Below are 15,278 nucleotides of genomic sequence, written 5' to 3' on the forward strand. Positions count from 1 at the left end.
GTTTTCTTCATGGACTGCAACGCGTCAGCGCCAGACCTCAGCGATAGACCGGCTCCGGCTGCGTATAGAACGCATGCAGGATGTGATACACCGAGTAGTAGTTTTTCTGCTGGAAGCTGGCATGCGAGATGCCTTGCATCACGGTGAACTGCTTGAAACTATTGGGCAACTTGGCAAAGAAGGCCAGCAGGTCTTCGACCGAGGCAATACCGTCGTACTCGCCCCGCAGGACGATCACCGGCAGATCGATTTTTTCCGGGTCCACCAGCGGCAGCTTCGAGCACATGTCGACATAGGTGCCGGTGGGCATGGAGTTGTCCAGCGACAGGATGGCATCCGCGAACGCCGACACGGTGTTGTCATCCGCGCAACCCGCATGGTCGCGGGAGAAAATGCTCTGCACGAAAGCCCGATCGATGGGCCGCCGATTCTTGGCGATGAATTCCGGCAGGCGCTGCTTGCGCTGGGCCAAGGTGGGACTGCCCTCGCCCGTCCAGACAAAGGCATCGAGGGCCAGCCGCCCGACGCGTTCCGGATGCTGTTGCGCGAACAACGCCGCCTTCAGCGCACCGGAAGAAATGCCGTACAGATGCAGGCGCTTGTCCTTGGCTCGCTCCAGGATGTAGGCGCTACCGGCCGCCAGGTCGAGCGCACCGTTGGCGATGTCGGAATTGATGGGCCGATGCTTGCTGGAACGGCCATAGCCTTCGTTGTCCATGCACCAGGTATCGAAGCCGCGCGCGGCGAACCAGTCCATGGCCGAAGAATCCGGCCGGCCCGGCACGCTCAGGTCGAAGGTGGGCTGCGACGCCATGGAAGATCCATGCACGAAGAAGATCGTGCCGGCGTGCGGGACGCCGGCCGCTGCCGGCTTGTGCCACAGAAAAAGGTCGACGTCGTCGCGCCGCGTCCAATGTTCCTCGCCGCCCTTCCAGGTGACGGCGTTGGTGCCGCCCAGGGTGTCGTGCGCGGGTGCTGCTGGTGCCATGTATCGACCTCTTGTCGTCTGCGTTGGAGCCTACGATGTTGAGCGCCGATACACGCCGATTCAATGGCGTTCGATGAACAGACTGTTCACGGGCAGGCCTGGGGAAAACCCCGCGCCCGCGGCTCAATCCCAATAAGGCGTGTCGCCGAACTGCTCGACCAGGAAATCGACAAAAAGCTTGGTGCAGTGCGCCATGGTGGGGTTGGGCAGATAGGCGGCATACAGGGCCCGCTCGGGCAGGTTGTAATCCGGCAGCAGCCGCTGCAGCTTGCCGCCGCGCAAGGCATCGCTGGCCGCGAAGGTGGGCACGACGGCGACGCCCAGATCACCCAAGGCGGCCTCCACGACGGCATCGGCGCTGTTGGCCTTGAAGTTGCCCTTGGGCTTGACCGCATGGTCGCCGTCGGGACCATGGAAGATCCACTCGCCGCGCGGATTGGCGAAATAGACCAGGCAATTGTGGGTCGCCAGGTCGGCGGGCACCTGCGGCATGGGGTTGCGCGCCAGATAGGCCGGGCTGGCGCACGTCACCATGCGCATCGGCGCCAGCCGCCTTGCCACCAGCGACAGCAGAACAGGCTCGTCGGCTTGCCGGATGACCACGTCGGCGCCGCCGGTGACCAGATCGGGAAATTGCTGGGTCAGGTCGACATCCACCGACACTTCGGGATAGCGCAACAGGAAGCGCGCGACGGCCGGCAACAGGTGGCGCCGTCCGAAAGTCATGGCGGAACTGATGCGTATGTGGCCGCCCGGCGAACTGCGGAACTGCTCGATTTCGTGGCGGGCGTCGTGGGCATGGGCGATCAGCTGGCGGCACCGCTCGTGGAACAGTTCGCCGGCCGGCGTGAGCCCCAGCTTGCGCGTCGTGCGATGCAGCAGTTTCACGCCGAGGGACTGTTCCAGGTCGGCCACGTGCTTGCTCGCCAGGGCCTTGGAGATGCCCAGCTTCTCCGCCGCCCGGGAAAAACTCTTGGTGTCGGCGATGGCGGAAAACGTCAGGAATTCGTTCAGATCGAGCATAGGGTCTACCCGGATGCGTCCACTGTCCGCACGCCGGTCGCGCGGTGCCGATGGCGGGATGCCGCCGGCGGCCATATTAGCGCAGCAAGGGACCGGTCTTGCGATGCGCGCCGGATGAATGCGCGACGGGCGCGAGACTTGCAGCCGGCGGCCACCCGCGGCCACGGCCGTGTCCAGGAAAACGGCGCAATGTCCCCTCCTTCCAGCATGAACCCTGCTACGCCGCCTGGCGTGCTTTCTCCACGCACCGCGCCGGGACAACCGGGTTCGGACACCATTACCAGCGACATCCCCGCCCGACTTGACCGGCTGCCCTGGTCGGGCTGGCATTGGCGCGTCACCATCGCCCTGGGTGTGGCCTGGGTGCTGGATGGCCTGGAAGTGACCCTGGTCGGCTCCCTTGGCGGCGTGCTGTCACGGTCCGACACCCTGGGGCTGTCGGCCACGCAGGTGGGCTGGGCGGGGTCGGTGTATATCGCCGGCGCGGTGATCGGGGCGCTGGGGTTTGGCCGCCTGGCGGATCGCCTCGGGCGCAAGATGCTGTTCATGATCACGCTGGCTATCTATATGGCCGCGACCTTGGCGACCTCCTTTTCCACCGACTTCCTGTTCTTCGCGGTGTGCCGTTTCGCCACCGGTCTGGGCATAGGCGGCGAATATGCCGCCATCAATTCCGCCATCGACGAACTGATTCCCGCCCGCGTGCGGGGCCGGGTCAACCTGGCCATCAATGGCAGTTTCTGGTTGGGCGCGGCGCTGGGCGCCGGTGTCAGCCTGGTGCTGCTGGACCCCCATGTGCTGGGGCCGCAGCTCGGCTGGCGCGTGGGCTTCGGCCTGGGCGCGGTGCTGGCGCTGGCCATCCTGCTGGTGCGGCGCGACGTCCCGGAAAGCCCCCGCTGGCTGCTCTCGCACGGACGTGGCGAGGAAGCGCACCGCATCATCGACGAGATCGAAGCCAAGGTACGCGGCCAGCACGGTGAACTGCCGCCCGCGCACGGCAGCATCACGTTCCGGCGCCGGACCGGCACGGGCCTGGCGGACATCGTCCGGGTGCTGCTGCGCAAGTATCCGCGGCGCAGCGTAGTGTGCCTGGCGCTGATGGTGTCGCAGGCCTTCTTCTACAACGCCATACTCTTCACGTATGCGCTGGCTTTGACCCGCTATATGAACGTGTCGGACGATCGCGTCGCCTTGTACATCTTCCCTTTCGCGCTGGGCAATGTGCTCGGGCCGCTGATCCTGGGTCCCTTGTTCGACCGGGTCGGACGGCGCCGCATGATCGCCCTGACCTACGCCGGCTCCGGCATCGCGCTGGCCGTGACCGCCTGGGTGTTCATGCACGGATGGCTGGGCGCGGACGGCCTGGCGCTGTGCTGGTCGGCCGTGTTCTTCCTGGCGTCAGCGGCCGCCAGCTCGGCGTACCTGACCGTCAGCGAAGTTTTTCCCCTGGAGACGCGCGCCCTGGCGATTTCGATTTTCTACGCGGTGGGCACCGGTGTCGGCGGCGTGATCGGGCCGGCCCTGTTCGGCCATCTGATCGAGAGCGGCAACCGGGCGGATCTGGCAGGCGGTTATGTGGCGGCGGCGGTGCTGGTGATGGTCGCCGGCTGGATCGCCCTGCGCCACGGCGTGGACGCCGAACGCAAACCTCTGGAAGAGATCGCCACGCCCCTCGGGGCGGAGTAAGAAATTATCAAGTTGCGACCACTTGTACGGGCTGACGCCCTAGGAGGGGGCGCTTGGTCTATGATCGAGCTTCGTGTTGTCTACGCAAGCCGAGGTATGCATGAATTGGAAGTTTTCCGCCGTTTTTCTACTCGCCGGTCTGACCGCCTGCGCCCACAACGACAATATCTCGTCGACCAGCGGGTCGTCGAGCAGCAGCACCAGCAGCAGCTCCGCGGATAGCGGGAGTAGCTCCGGCAGCTATAGCGGTGGCAGCAGCGGGGGTTCGGGCAGCTACAGCGGCGGCAGCTCGGCCGGCGGCTATGGCGGCGGCAGTGCCTTCGGTTCGGGCACGAATTGCGATGCCCAGCCGGTGCAAAGCCTGCTCGGCAAGACGCTGACGAATGACACGACGGAACAGGCCCGTACCGGGTCGCACTCCGCGAAGGTGCGGATCCTGAAGCCGGGTCAGGTCATGACCATGGAATACGATCCCACCCGAATCAACCTGATCACTGACAAGAACAACGCCCTGACCGCACTGCGCTGCGGCTAAACCGGGGAGCAGGCTGGGTCTGCTGATCCAGCCCGTATGCGGCGGATACCCTGTCGCGGGGTATCCACCGCCCAAGTACTACTTCACATCCGTGATTCGGGTCGGCAGGTCGCGGCCATGGTACTTCTTGTAGATGGCATTCAGATTGCCATTCTTCATATTCGTAACCACCCATTTATTGACCCAGTCCTTCAACGCCGGCTGGTCTTTCTGCAACGCAATCCCCAGATCGAAGTCCTTCTGCTCGAACTTCATTTCGAGGTTGCGCTTGGGCGCGCGCTTCTGCATTTCCGCCAGATTGGACGGCGTGCTGGAGAAGATGTCGATCTGACCGGTGACCATGGACGTGATCAGGGTGGCGTCGTCCTCGTAGCGCTGGATGTCGGCGCCCTTGGCCAGTTGCGTGGTGATGGAATCGTTGACCGTGGCTCGCGTCAAACCGATGCGCTTGCCGTTGAGGTCTTCGTAGCCCTTGATCTTGATGTCCTTGGGCGCGCCCACGATCAGCGAGATCACCGCGTACGGCACCGAGAAGTCGACCACTTGCGCCCGCTCCGGGGTGATCGACAGGTCGGCGATGACCAGGTCCGCGCGCTTGGCCTGCAGGGTCGGCACCCGGGCGGCATTGGTGATCTGAACGATCTCCAGTTTGACGCCGAGGTCCTTGGCCACGGCCTTGGCGGTATCGACGTCCGAACCGACCGGCTCCAGCTTGTCGTCGACATAGCTGAACAAGGGCGTGCCCATCGCGATGGCCACGCGGATCTTGCCCGCCTTCTTGATGTCGTCCAGTTGATCGGCCAAGGCCGCATGCGCGGTTCCGGCCAGCAATACGGCGCCGACGCAGGCACGCAGGAAGAATCGATTCAATTTCAAGGTTGTCTCCTCTTTTGCTCTTTGGTAATGGCTCTTGGGTAAAGGCTCTTCGGTAATGACGTTTGGGTAATGATTCTTGGGTGCTGCGTTTCAATAATCAGGATTCGCAAATGCTGCCTTGCTACAAACCGTTCTGCAGGAACGTCCGAAGTTCAGGCGTGGCGGGCGCGTCCAGCATGGCACCCTCGCCTACTTCCCAAACCTTGCCTTGATGCATATAAATGATGCGATCGGCCAGACGCTTGGCGAAGGCCATTTCGTGCGTCACCAGCAGCATCGTCATGCCGCCCGCCGCCAAGTCTTCCATGACCCGCAACACTTCGCCGGTCAGCTGCGGGTCCAGCGCCGACGTCACTTCGTCGAACAGCATGACCTTGGGCGACATCGCCAGCGAACGGGCGATGGCGACGCGCTGCTGCTGGCCGCCGGACAGTTGTTCCGGGTAGGCATCCGCCTTGTTCGCCAGACCCACCTGGTCCAGTACCTTCATGGCGATGCCGCGCGCTTCCTCCCTGTCCATTTTCTTCACGTGGCGCAGCGCCAGCATGATGTTTTCCTGGACGGAAAGATGGGCGAACAGGTTGTAGCTCTGGAAGACGATGCCCACCTCCAGGCGCAACTGCCGCAGATTGACCTGGGGATCGTCGACGCGGATGCCGCAGACCTCGATGGAGCCATCGTCGATGGTTTCCAGCCGGTCGATGCAGCGCAGCGCAGTGCTCTTGCCCGAACCGCTGGCGCCGATGATGGCGATCATCTCGCCCTTCGACACTTCGAAGGACACCCCTTGCAGTACCTGGTTGCTGCCGAAGCTCTTGTGAACCCCGTCCAGCTTAACGATTGCCGACATTCAGCTTGTTCTCCAGCGATTGGCTCCAGCGCGACAGCGGGTAGCACAGGACGAAATAAAACACTCCGACGAGGCCGAAGATCAGGAAGGGTTCGAACAGGGAGTTGTTGATGATCTGGCCGGCCCGCGTCAGTTCGATGAAGCCGATCACCGACGCCAGCGAGGTCATCTTGATCAGTTGCACCAGGAAGCCGACCGTGGACGGCAGGCCCAGGCGCACCGCCTGCGGGATGATGACCAGGCGCAAGGTCTGCCAGCGGGTCATCGCCAGGCACTCGGACGCTTCCCATTGCGGCTTGGGCATGGCTTCGACGCAACCGCGCCAGATGTCGCCCAGATAGGCGCTGCTGTAGACCATCAGGGCCAGGCCAGCGGCCACCAGGGCCGGTACTTCGTAGCCGTAGACCGACAAGCCGTAGTAGACGATGAACAGCAGGATCAGCAGCGGTATGCCCTGGATCACTTCGATATAGACCAGTGCGATGCGGCTGAGCCAGCGGCGCGGCGAGATGCGCGCGAGCATCACGCCGAAGCCGCCGATCGCGCCCAGCACGAAAGCCAGCGCCGACAGCACCAGCGTCCAGCCTATCGACTGCACCAGATACAGCAGGTGTGCCGTGGAAAATCCGCCCATCATGCCGCTCCCCGCTTGATCGTCGACGTGGTCGAGCCAACCCGCCGCGGCACCCGCTTGCCCGCTTGCAGCGCCGCCCGGCGGATGACCCGGCGACGCTTGAAGGCGTACTCGCCCACGGCCCACGCCAGCAGCTTGATCACCAGGGACAGGATCAGATAAAGCGCCGCCACCACGATATAGGTTTCGAGGGAGCGGAAGGTGTCCGACTGCACGGTATTGGCGATGGCGGTCAGCTCTTCGGCCGCGATCTGCGACGCGACGGCGGACGCCTGCATCATCAGCAGGAATTGCCCGGTCAAGGCGGGGTAGACCTTTTCGATGGCGGGTTGCAGCATGACGTGCCAGCCGATGCGCCAGCGCGACAGGCCCAGGCACTCCGCGGCTTCGATCTGCCCGCGCGGCACGGCTTCCAGGCCGGCGCGGATGATCTCCGCCGCATAGGCGCCGATATTGATCGTCATGGCCAGCACGGCCGCGACGAAAGTAGGCATGCGGATGCCGATGCTGGCCAGGCCGAAGAACAGGATGAAGATCTGGACCAGGAAAGGCGTATTGCGCACGGCCTCGATATAGACCGAGCAGATGCGCGCCAACACGCGGTAGCGGCTGCGCTTGGCGAAGGCCACCAGCGTGCCCAGGATGGTGCCGAAGAAGATCGCCACCGCGGTCATCTTGAGCGTCAGCCACGCGCCCATCAGGAAGACGGGCCAGTACGGCAACAGACTGCCGAAGTGCAGGGAAAAGCCCATGGTGCTGTCTCGTCCTTATCGGCCGGTCTACTCGGGGGGCGCCGGCCTGATGTTTTGGCGGACTATATCACCGAGGTACGACGACGTACATGCCCGCAATCCCTACATTTTCATAGCTTGCGCGAAACTGACGGCGGCGGTGCTGCGGCGATAGGGATGTCGTCGTAGGATGACGGATGAATCTTCTGGGCAGGCGGTGTTTTGCAGGGCCTGCGCGGCAACGCACTGGGTTGCAATCGGCGCGGTGTCCGGGGCTGGCGTGTTCGCAAGAAGCGGAGCTTTATCGCATTACGTCGCATGCACAATGACGGCCATGTATCTCTCTCCCCCCTCTCCCATTGCCGACCGCCTGGAGCGCCTCGACCGCCTGGATCAAGCCACTCTGGCGCGGGATCTCGATGCGCGCGGCTGTTCCACCATCGACGGTCTGCTGTCACGCGCGGACTGCGACGCGTTAAGTGCCGCGTACGACGACAGCGGCCCGGCGGATCAACCGCGATACCGCAGCCGCGTGGTGATGCAGCGGCACGGTTTCGGCCGCGGCGAGTATCGCTACTTTGCCTATCCCCTGCCCGACCTTATCGCGACGCTGCGTGCCGCCTTCTATCCGCGGCTGGTGGATATCGCCAACGCGTGGAACGCGCGCATGGGCAGCGCGGTGCGCTACCCGGCCGCGCACGCGGATTTTCTGAACGCCTGCCATGCCGCGGGCCAGACCCGGCCCACGCCGCTGATCCTGCGCTACGACACGGACGACTACAACTGCCTGCACCAGGACCTCTACGGGGAGCACGTTTTTCCCTTGCAGGTGGCCATCCTGTTGTCGGAGCCGGGGCGTGATTTCGAAGGCGGCGAGTTCGTGCTGACCGAACAGCGGCCGCGCCAACAATCGCGCGTGGAAGTGGTCGACCTGCGCCAAGGCGACGCCGTCGTATTCGCCGTCAACGAACGCCCGCTACAAGGCACACGCGGCGACTACCGCGTGAAGCTGCGCCACGGCGTGAGCCGCTTGCGTGGGGGGCGGCGGCACACGCTGGGAATTATTTTTCATGATGCTGTATGAACGCCCACTCAGGCGTGGAGCACATTCAGCAAGTACCTGCAGTCTTCGCGCGCGCAATAGCTGATGGCCTTGTCCACGGACAGCGTCAGCGCAATCCCTTCGCTTCGAAGAGCTCGACTAGCCACTCCACGAATACCCTCACGCGCGCACTCAAATGCCGATTGGGCGAATACACGATGTAGATCGAATTCGGCTCCAGCGACCAGTCCTCCAGCAGTCGAATCAAGGCGCCCGACTTCAAATAGGGCTCGGCCATGAACATCGGCGTCTGTAGCACGCCCATCCCCGCCAGCGCGGCAGCGAGCAAGGCGTTGGTGTCGTTCACCGACACAAAGTAGCTCGCATTGACCGTGATGCGCTCATCCGCCCTGGTAAATTCCACCGGCAAGCGCCGCTGGGTGCCAGCGAAAAAATAACGGACCATCTGATGGTTCGTTTCCAGATCGCTGGGGTGCAGCGGCGTCCCATGTGCGGCCAGGTAGTCCGGCGTCGCGCAGGTGACGAACGCGAGCTTGCCCAGGCGCCTGGCAATCAGCGACGGGTCGCTCAACGTGCCGCCGCGAATCACGCAGTCGACCCGATCTCCGACCAAGTCCACGGGCCTGTCGCTCACGCCGATATCCAATTGCAGGCCCGGATAGCGCCTTTGGAATTCCGGCAATGCAGGCAGGACCAGCATCGTCGCCATGGTCGCACCCATGTCCACCCGCAAACGACCGTGGGGCCGCGCCTGGACGCTGACCAGATCCGACTCTGCTTCCAGCCATTGATCCACCACCCGCACCATGCGTTCGTAATACGCCGTGCCATCGTTTGTGAGCGAGATACGGCGTGTCGTGCGATTGAGGAGCTTCACCCGCAGATGGCTCTCCAATGACTGAATATGTTTGGTGACGGTATTGCGTGGAAGATCCAGGGTCTGCGCTGCCTTGACGAAGCTTCCTGCTTCCACCACTCGGATGAATGCTTTTACCGCTGTGAAGTAATCCATGTTGTGCCTTGCCCACCAAGATCGGCGACACCCGACATTAGCCCGAATTTGGGAATAGTGCTGTAGTTTTTAGCCTATTTATCACGCGATAGCCGTCTTATACAGTGAGCTCACTGACAAGCCAGCCATTCCGGTTGGCTCAAACGGAGATCAGACAAATGACTAAGCAACTGCAAGGCAAGGTGGCGCTGGTAACGGGCGGCTCTCGCGGCATTGGTGCCGCCATCGCAAAACGTCTCGCCGCTGACGGCGCTCATGTCGCGTTCAGCTATGCGAGATCGCCCGAGCAAGCCCAAAATGTCGTCGCCGACATCGAGCGCCACGGCGTTCAGGCGCTTGCCGTTCAAGCCGACCAGGGCGATACCGCGCAAGTGACCGCGTTGGTGAAACACGTTCATCAGCACTTCGGTCGCCTGGATATCCTGGTCAATAGCGCCGGCGTTTTCGTCACTGGCCCCGTCGGCGCCCCGGATGCCGACATCGCGGCTTTCGATCGCCAGCAAGCCGTAAACGTCGGGGGCGTGGTAACCGCAGTGCGCACCGCGGTCGGGCTGATGAACGACGGCGGAAGAATCATCTCCCTGGGTACGACAGGCGCTGACCACGTGCCATTCCCGGGCGCCGCGGATTATGTCGCGACCAAAGCGGCAGTGGCTGCGTACAGCCGAGGCTGGGCGCGGGACCTGGGACCCCGCAATATCACCGTGAATGTCATCCAGCCTGGGGCGATCAATACCGAGATGAACCCTGAAACGGCCGCCCACGCGCCGTTCCTCGCAGGCCTGGCAGCGCTGGGACGTTACGGCCAGCCGGAAGACATCGCCGCGGCCGTTTCTTTCCTCGCTGGCCCCGAGGCCTCATACATCACAGGCGCCACGCTTAACGTCGATGGGGGCCAGACCGCCTGATGACCGCGCGAGCGGCGGAGCGGGTAGTCCTCGAAATGGCATGAACGCCCGCAGCGCTGAGCGCATCAGCGCTGCTGCGTCACCTTCTTGCAGAGCGCCGCGACGGCGCGGCCGATGGACTGTTCGTTGTCGACGATGCGCTCCGTCGGACCCGCCACGACGATGGCATAGGGCTCGCCGTTGATCCACACGTAGCCACCGATGGACGCGACGCCCGACTGGTAGCCGCCTACCGATAGGTACCATCCGCGCGCCTGGCCCTCGGCCAGGGTCTTCTTCAGCTTGGCCGCACTGGTGATGGTGTGGGCGGAGAATTTGGTCAGTTCAAGTTCGTCGATCAGCGCATCCCGCTCGTCGTCGGGCATGGCCGCGAGCAGGCATTGCCCCGCGGCGCCGATATGCAACTGGCGCTTCTCACCGACAGACGCCGCATAGCGCAAGGGCTGGTCCGACTCGACCACCTCGACGTAGTGCGACAGATGGCCCTCGCGCTTGGCGAGATAGACCGTCTCGCCAGTGGCCACCCGCAGGCCATGCAGCAAGGGCCCCATGCTGGATAGCAAGGGATCGTTCTCCGTGATGATGCGCGCCTCGTTGAAGATGCGCCGCGTCGGGTAGTAGTCCTTGCCGTCGTTCAGACGGTACAGGTAGCCATTGGCCTCCAACGTCTTCAGCAAGGCCAGGCAACTGGACTTGGGAAGCTCCAGCCGCTTGCTGACCAAAGACAGCGGCACCGGCTGCCGCAATTCGGCAAACAACTGGAAGATCTGAACGACACGGCGTGCGCTTTTCACGTCGGTCTCGGAGGGGTTTTTCATAACGCTCCCTGAAGTCGCGGAATTCTAAAGCACATTGCGGATCGCGAACTTGATCGTTATCATACGTTCAGATATACGAATATACGTTCATATATCTGAACGACAGCGCTGAGCACAATTGCCCAAACGGTTCATCAGAAACCGTCGCGCACACCCTATCCAACCATCGATGAGACGAGGTTCTATGTATTCCCACATTCGAGTTCGCCCCCTGTCGGGCGCCCTGGGCGCCGAGGTCTTTGGCGCGGACCTGTCCGGCGAGATGCCGGCAGCGACCATCGCGGAGGTCAAGCAGGCCTTCAATCAATACCAGGTCATCTTCTTCCGGGAGCAGGACGCGTCGGACCACGACCTGGCCCGCTTCGCCCGCCACTTCGGCGACCTGGCGGTGCTGCCGCCCCACCGGCAGCACCCGGGCCTGTTCCCGGAGCTGCTGGTCATCGACAAGAAGCCGGAGACGGGCCTGGTCTTCGGCTGGGAATGGCATTCCGACACCACCCATCTGGAAGTGCCGCCGCTGGGATCGGTTCTGGCCGCGCGGCAGCTGCCGCCGGTCGGCGGCGACACCATGTTCGCGAACCAGTACCTGGCCTACGACACCCTGTCCGACGGCATGAAGGCCATGCTGGACGGGCTGAAGGCCGTGCACTCCAACAGCCGCATCCTGGCATCGCTGGAAATGGACGATGTGCTGGCGCCCGGGCAAGGCCTGGGCAACACAAACGGCACCATGTCCGCCGTGCATCCTGTCGTCCGCACCCATCCCGATACGGGACGCAAGGCGCTGTTCGTCAACACCATGCACACCGAGCGCTTCGAGGGCATGACGCTGGCCGAAAGCCAACCGCTGCTGAACTACCTGTATGAGCACGGCACGCGGCCCGAGTTCACCTGCCGCTTCCGCTGGGAGCCGGGCTCGATCGCCTTCTGGGACAACCGCTGCTGTCAGCATCTGGCGCTGGATGACTATCCCGGCCAACGCCGGCTGATGCACCGCGTTCAGGTCCGCGGCACGCGTCCCGTCTGAGCATCACTGCCGGCACAGGCAGAAGGCCGCGCAGCGCCGCGGCCGCCAGAAAAACGAGAAATCAGGAGGAACAATGAAGAGACTGAATCTGCGTCCGGCGTCGCGCCGCGCATCCTGTATGTTGACGCTGCTGGGGCTGGCTGCCCTGGCGGCCGGCACCAACGCCACGGCGGGCGATTATCCCGACGAACCCATCCGCATGGTCGTGCCCTATGCGCCCGCCGGCGGCACCGATGAACTGGGCCGCCTGCTGGCCCAGAAACTGTCCGCCGCCGTCGGCCAGTCGGTCATCGTGGAGAACCGTGCCGGCGCCGACGGCATGATAGGAACGGCGTACGTGGCCCAGGCCAAACCCAACGGCTATACCGTGGCCTTCGTGTCGAGCGGACACGCCGTCAATCCCACTCTGTACAAGAACATCACTTTCGATACCGTGAAGGATTTGCGCTGCGTGTCCCAGACCGCCGTGCAACAGATCGTGCTGGTCGTCACGCCGTCCCTGCCAGTGCATAGCGTCAAGGAGCTGATCGACTACGGCAAGAGCCATCCCAACTCGCTGTATTTCGGGACGTCCTCCAAGGCGTCGCAGTTGCCGATGGAGCTGTTCGCCAGGATGACGGGCCTGAAACTGACCGCCGTCCCCTACAAGGGATCGGGACCCGCGCTGACCGACATGATCGCCGGGCGCGTACAGATGGGCTTCATCGCCGCCGCGTCGGCGATCCCCTACATCAAGTCCGGGCATCTGCGCGCACTGGCCATCGGCGATGACCACCGTTCCCCCTCGCTCCCCGACCTGCCCACCGTCGCGGAAGCGGGCGTGCCCGGCTTCCAGGCCAACCTGTGGTCCGGCATGTTCGTCCCCAACGGCACGCCGGCGCCAGTCATCAATCGTCTTAACGAAGTGATGGTGAAGACAGTCAAGGATCCCGCCTTCGCGAAGACCATGGAAGACCACGGATTCGAGGCGGCCGGCACGACGCCAGCGCAGTGCGACGCCTTCATCGTGAAGGAGATCGCCAAGTGGGCGGCGGTGGCCAAGGATGCGGGGATAACGGCGGAATAGCGCGCGCGACCGCCGGCCAGCGGTCGCTTTCCTAAACTCGCAATGCCTACGCGCCCACCTGAAAAAACTGTATGAACGCCCGCAACGCCGGCCGCATCTGCCGGCGCGACGGGTAGTAGATGTAGAAGCCGTCGAATGAGGGGCACCACTCTTCCATCACGGAAACCAGACGCCCCGCCTCCAGGTCAGCGGCAATGTTCTGCTCGAACAGAAAGGCCAGCCCGACGCTGTCCAGCGCGGCGCGGCGCATGAAAGTCTGCTGAGGCAGTATCAGATTGCCTTGCACCTCGACGTTCAAGGCCTTGCGGCCCTTCTTCAATTCCCAGCGATAGATGCGCCCGCTGCTGAAGCGGCGCCGAATGCAGTTGTGCTGCGCCAGATCCGTCGGATGCCGGGGCGCCGGGTGCCTGGAAAAATAGTCGGGCGTGGCAACGATCAAGCTACGGCGCGGCCCGCTGGCGCGCACGGCGATCATGTCGGCCTCCAGGCTTTCGCCCAGCCGCACGCCAGCGTCGCAGCCGCTCTTGATGATGTCCTCGAAATTGTCGTCAGCCCGGATATCCAGTTCGATCGAGGGATAGCGCGTGCTGAATTCCGCCACACGCGGCAAAATCAGATCTTCCGCCACGGACAACGCCATGGTGACGCGCAGAGGACCGGACGGCGGGCCATCGTGTTCGGATGCTTCCTGCAAGCCCGCGGCGATGTCGGCAAAGGGCTCCGCCACGCGCGCCAACAGACGCGCGCCTTCATCGGTCGGTCGGGTCGAACGCGTGGTGCGGGCCAGCAGGCGCACGCCCAGGCTTTCCTCCAAGGCCGAAACGGCATGGCTAACGGCCGACGGGGCAATGCCCAGCTGCTCGGCCGCCCGCCGGAAACTGCCCAGCTCGGCGACGCTGACGAAAACCATGAGCTGAGTGGTCTGGGTTCGATTCATTGTTCTATCCAATAGATCAAGCCAATCTGAATTAAATGGATTATCGAATCAATCAAAAGTTCTTACCATGTCGTCTTTACCGCCGCTTCCCAGGAGAACAAAGATGCAACAGCGCAAACTCGCAGAATTCCAGGTCTCGGCCGTCGGTCTCGGCTGCATGGGCCTGAGTCATGCCTACGGCGCCCAGGACGAATCGGCGTCGTTGGAAACACTGGCCCGGGCCCTGGACCTGGGCGTGAACTTCTACGACACGGCCGAAGTCTACGGACCGCTGATCAACGAAACCTTGCTGGGCAAGGCTTTCGAGGGCAAGCGCGACAAGGTGGTGATTGCCACCAAATTCGGCTTCACGTTCCGCCCCGGCAAGATGGAGTCCTTCGAAGTGACGGGCACCGATGGCAGCCCGGCCAATGCCCAAGCCGTCGCCGAAGCGTCCTTGCAGCGCCTGCAGACGGACGTCATCGACTTGTACTACCTGCATCGCGTCGACCCCGCGGTGCCCGTCGAGGAGACGGTAGGCGCGATGGCCAAGCTGGTCGAACAAGGCAAGGTGCGCGCCATCGGCCTGTCCGAGGTGTCGGCCGACACCTTGCGCCGGGCGCACGCGGTACATCCCATCGCCGCGCTGCAAAGCGAATATTCCTTGTGGACGCGGGACGTGGAAACCAACGGCGTGCTCGAAACCTGCCGTGAACTGGGTATCACCTTCGTGCCCTTCAGCCCGCTGGGCCGCGGCTTCCTGACCGGCAAGCTGGCGCCCGTCGATGAGTTGTCCAAGGGTGATTTCCGCCGCACGCTGCCGCGCTTCCAGGCGGAACACGTCGAGGCCAATCGCAAGCTGGTGCGGGTGATCGAGGACATCGCGGCCGCCAAGGGCGTCACCGCGGCGCAGGTCGCGCTGGCGTGGGTGCTGGCACAGGGACAGGACATCGTTCCGATTCCCGGTGCCAAGCGCATTCCCAATCTGGAACAGAACGTCGCCGCCGTGGACGTTCAGCTGAGTGCAAGCGAGCTTGGCGTGCTGGCCGAAACCTTCGCGCCGGAGAACGTTTCCGGAGGCCGTTATCCCGCGGCGCTGGCCGCCATGGCGCAGAAGTAAGCAGTGCCCGGCAGGCATCCTCGCC

16 protein-coding genes are annotated in these 15,278 nt (G+C 63.6%); 7 read left to right on the forward strand and 9 right to left on the reverse strand.

The genetic code is table 11. The features are described from left to right. Positions 1–37 precede the first annotated feature (37 nt). Both ASB57_RS10585 and ASB57_RS10590 read right to left on the reverse strand, forming a co-directional pair. On the reverse strand, positions 38–988 hold the full coding sequence (locus ASB57_RS10585) for an alpha/beta hydrolase (RefSeq protein ID WP_082621518.1): 951 nt from the start codon (positions 986–988) through the stop codon (positions 38–40). Positions 989–1,111: 123 nt separating this feature from the next. Continuing rightward, complete coding sequence (locus tag ASB57_RS10590; protein ID WP_057652199.1) at positions 1,112–2,011, reverse strand: LysR family transcriptional regulator; 900 nt, start codon at positions 2,009–2,011, stop codon at positions 1,112–1,114. Between the two features lie 207 nt (positions 2,012–2,218). Between ASB57_RS10590 and ASB57_RS10595 the strand changes: the two genes are divergently transcribed. Next, on the forward strand, positions 2,219–3,697 hold the full coding sequence (locus tag ASB57_RS10595) for an MFS transporter (protein ID WP_156414370.1): 1,479 nt from the start codon (positions 2,219–2,221) through the stop codon (positions 3,695–3,697). A gap of 100 nt (positions 3,698–3,797) precedes the next feature. Then, positions 3,798–4,232 carry an I78 family peptidase inhibitor gene (locus ASB57_RS10600; protein WP_057652200.1) on the forward strand — a complete coding sequence of 145 codons (435 nt, stop codon included), beginning with the start codon at positions 3,798–3,800 and terminating at the stop codon, positions 4,230–4,232. Between the two features lie 78 nt (positions 4,233–4,310). Here the strand turns inward: ASB57_RS10600 and ASB57_RS10605 are convergent, their stop codons facing one another. The 4 genes from ASB57_RS10605 to ASB57_RS10620 form a co-directional block, all read right to left on the reverse strand. After that, complete coding sequence (locus ASB57_RS10605) at positions 4,311–5,108, reverse strand: transporter substrate-binding domain-containing protein (protein ID WP_057652201.1); 798 nt, start codon at positions 5,106–5,108, stop codon at positions 4,311–4,313. Between the two features lie 121 nt (positions 5,109–5,229). Then, complete coding sequence (locus tag ASB57_RS10610; RefSeq protein ID WP_057652202.1) at positions 5,230–5,958, reverse strand: amino acid ABC transporter ATP-binding protein; 729 nt, start codon at positions 5,956–5,958, stop codon at positions 5,230–5,232. Continuing rightward, a complete protein-coding gene (locus ASB57_RS10615) occupies positions 5,942–6,595 on the reverse strand; it encodes an amino acid ABC transporter permease (RefSeq protein WP_057652203.1) in 654 nt (217 codons plus the stop codon). The genes ASB57_RS10610 and ASB57_RS10615 overlap by 17 nt, the downstream gene beginning before the upstream one ends. Next, on the reverse strand, positions 6,592–7,344 hold the full coding sequence (locus ASB57_RS10620) for an amino acid ABC transporter permease (protein WP_057652204.1): 753 nt from the start codon (positions 7,342–7,344) through the stop codon (positions 6,592–6,594). The genes ASB57_RS10615 and ASB57_RS10620 overlap by 4 nt, the downstream gene beginning before the upstream one ends. Before the next feature lie 313 nt (positions 7,345–7,657). Here ASB57_RS10620 and ASB57_RS10625 point away from each other — a divergent pair, with 313 nt between their 5' ends. Next, complete coding sequence (locus ASB57_RS10625) at positions 7,658–8,407, forward strand: 2OG-Fe(II) oxygenase (protein WP_231755390.1); 750 nt, start codon at positions 7,658–7,660, stop codon at positions 8,405–8,407. Positions 8,408–8,492: 85 nt separating this feature from the next. On the opposite strand, the gene ASB57_RS10630 is transcribed toward ASB57_RS10625, so the two are convergent. Next, complete coding sequence (locus ASB57_RS10630; RefSeq protein ID WP_057652206.1) at positions 8,493–9,398, reverse strand: LysR family transcriptional regulator; 906 nt, start codon at positions 9,396–9,398, stop codon at positions 8,493–8,495. A 158-nt stretch (positions 9,399–9,556) separates the two neighbouring features. Between ASB57_RS10630 and ASB57_RS10635 the strand changes: the two genes are divergently transcribed. Further along, entirely contained in the window at positions 9,557–10,306 is a 750-nt protein-coding gene (locus tag ASB57_RS10635) for an SDR family NAD(P)-dependent oxidoreductase (RefSeq protein WP_057652207.1), read from the forward strand. A 65-nt stretch (positions 10,307–10,371) separates the two neighbouring features. On the opposite strand, the gene ASB57_RS10640 is transcribed toward ASB57_RS10635, so the two are convergent. After that, positions 10,372–11,124, reverse strand: a complete 753-nt coding sequence (locus ASB57_RS10640; RefSeq protein ID WP_057652208.1) for an IclR family transcriptional regulator — start codon at positions 11,122–11,124, stop codon at positions 10,372–10,374. A 184-nt stretch (positions 11,125–11,308) separates the two neighbouring features. On the opposite strand from ASB57_RS10640, the gene ASB57_RS10645 reads away from it, so the two are divergent. Together ASB57_RS10645 and ASB57_RS10650 are read left to right on the forward strand one after the other, a co-directional pair. Then, positions 11,309–12,151, forward strand: coding sequence for a TauD/TfdA family dioxygenase (locus ASB57_RS10645; protein ID WP_156414122.1), 843 nt, complete (start codon positions 11,309–11,311; stop codon positions 12,149–12,151). A gap of 73 nt (positions 12,152–12,224) precedes the next feature. Continuing rightward, the gene (locus ASB57_RS10650) at positions 12,225–13,217 is read left to right on the forward strand and encodes a tripartite tricarboxylate transporter substrate binding protein (protein ID WP_057652210.1); all 993 of its coding nucleotides are present in this window, start codon (positions 12,225–12,227) and stop codon (positions 13,215–13,217) included. 46 nt (positions 13,218–13,263) lie between these two features. Here the strand turns inward: ASB57_RS10650 and ASB57_RS10655 are convergent, their stop codons facing one another. Then, positions 13,264–14,154, reverse strand: a complete 891-nt coding sequence (locus ASB57_RS10655; protein ID WP_057652211.1) for a LysR family transcriptional regulator — start codon at positions 14,152–14,154, stop codon at positions 13,264–13,266. A 103-nt stretch (positions 14,155–14,257) separates the two neighbouring features. On the opposite strand from ASB57_RS10655, the gene ASB57_RS10660 reads away from it, so the two are divergent. Further along, positions 14,258–15,253, forward strand: coding sequence for an aldo/keto reductase (locus ASB57_RS10660; RefSeq protein WP_057652212.1), 996 nt, complete (start codon positions 14,258–14,260; stop codon positions 15,251–15,253). Positions 15,254–15,278: the final 25 nt, after the last annotated feature.

The sequence above is a fragment of the Bordetella sp. N genome, from assembly GCF_001433395.1.
GTDB lineage: Bacteria > Pseudomonadota > Gammaproteobacteria > Burkholderiales > Burkholderiaceae_B > Bordetella_C.

Excerpts from the sequence above, each read along its gene's own strand:
- ASB57_RS10585 (WP_082621518.1), bottom strand. The coding sequence starts at position 988 with ATGGCACCAGCAGCACCCGCGCACGACACCCTGGGCGGCACCAACGCC.
- ASB57_RS10590 (WP_057652199.1), bottom strand. The coding sequence starts at position 2,011 with ATGCTCGATCTGAACGAATTCCTGACGTTTTCCGCCATCGCCGACACC.
- ASB57_RS10595 (WP_156414370.1), top strand. The coding sequence starts at position 2,219 with ATGAACCCTGCTACGCCGCCTGGCGTGCTTTCTCCACGCACCGCGCCG.
- ASB57_RS10600 (WP_057652200.1), top strand. The coding sequence starts at position 3,798 with ATGAATTGGAAGTTTTCCGCCGTTTTTCTACTCGCCGGTCTGACCGCC.
- ASB57_RS10610 (WP_057652202.1), bottom strand. The coding sequence starts at position 5,958 with ATGTCGGCAATCGTTAAGCTGGACGGGGTTCACAAGAGCTTCGGCAGC.
- ASB57_RS10615 (WP_057652203.1), bottom strand. The coding sequence starts at position 6,595 with ATGATGGGCGGATTTTCCACGGCACACCTGCTGTATCTGGTGCAGTCG.
- ASB57_RS10620 (WP_057652204.1), bottom strand. The coding sequence starts at position 7,344 with ATGGGCTTTTCCCTGCACTTCGGCAGTCTGTTGCCGTACTGGCCCGTC.
- ASB57_RS10625 (WP_231755390.1), top strand. The coding sequence starts at position 7,658 with ATGTATCTCTCTCCCCCCTCTCCCATTGCCGACCGCCTGGAGCGCCTC.
- ASB57_RS10630 (WP_057652206.1), bottom strand. The coding sequence starts at position 9,398 with ATGGATTACTTCACAGCGGTAAAAGCATTCATCCGAGTGGTGGAAGCA.
- ASB57_RS10635 (WP_057652207.1), top strand. The coding sequence starts at position 9,557 with ATGACTAAGCAACTGCAAGGCAAGGTGGCGCTGGTAACGGGCGGCTCT.
- ASB57_RS10640 (WP_057652208.1), bottom strand. The coding sequence starts at position 11,124 with ATGAAAAACCCCTCCGAGACCGACGTGAAAAGCGCACGCCGTGTCGTT.
- ASB57_RS10645 (WP_156414122.1), top strand. The coding sequence starts at position 11,309 with ATGTATTCCCACATTCGAGTTCGCCCCCTGTCGGGCGCCCTGGGCGCC.
- ASB57_RS10650 (WP_057652210.1), top strand. The coding sequence starts at position 12,225 with ATGAAGAGACTGAATCTGCGTCCGGCGTCGCGCCGCGCATCCTGTATG.
- ASB57_RS10655 (WP_057652211.1), bottom strand. The coding sequence starts at position 14,154 with ATGAATCGAACCCAGACCACTCAGCTCATGGTTTTCGTCAGCGTCGCC.
- ASB57_RS10660 (WP_057652212.1), top strand. The coding sequence starts at position 14,258 with ATGCAACAGCGCAAACTCGCAGAATTCCAGGTCTCGGCCGTCGGTCTC.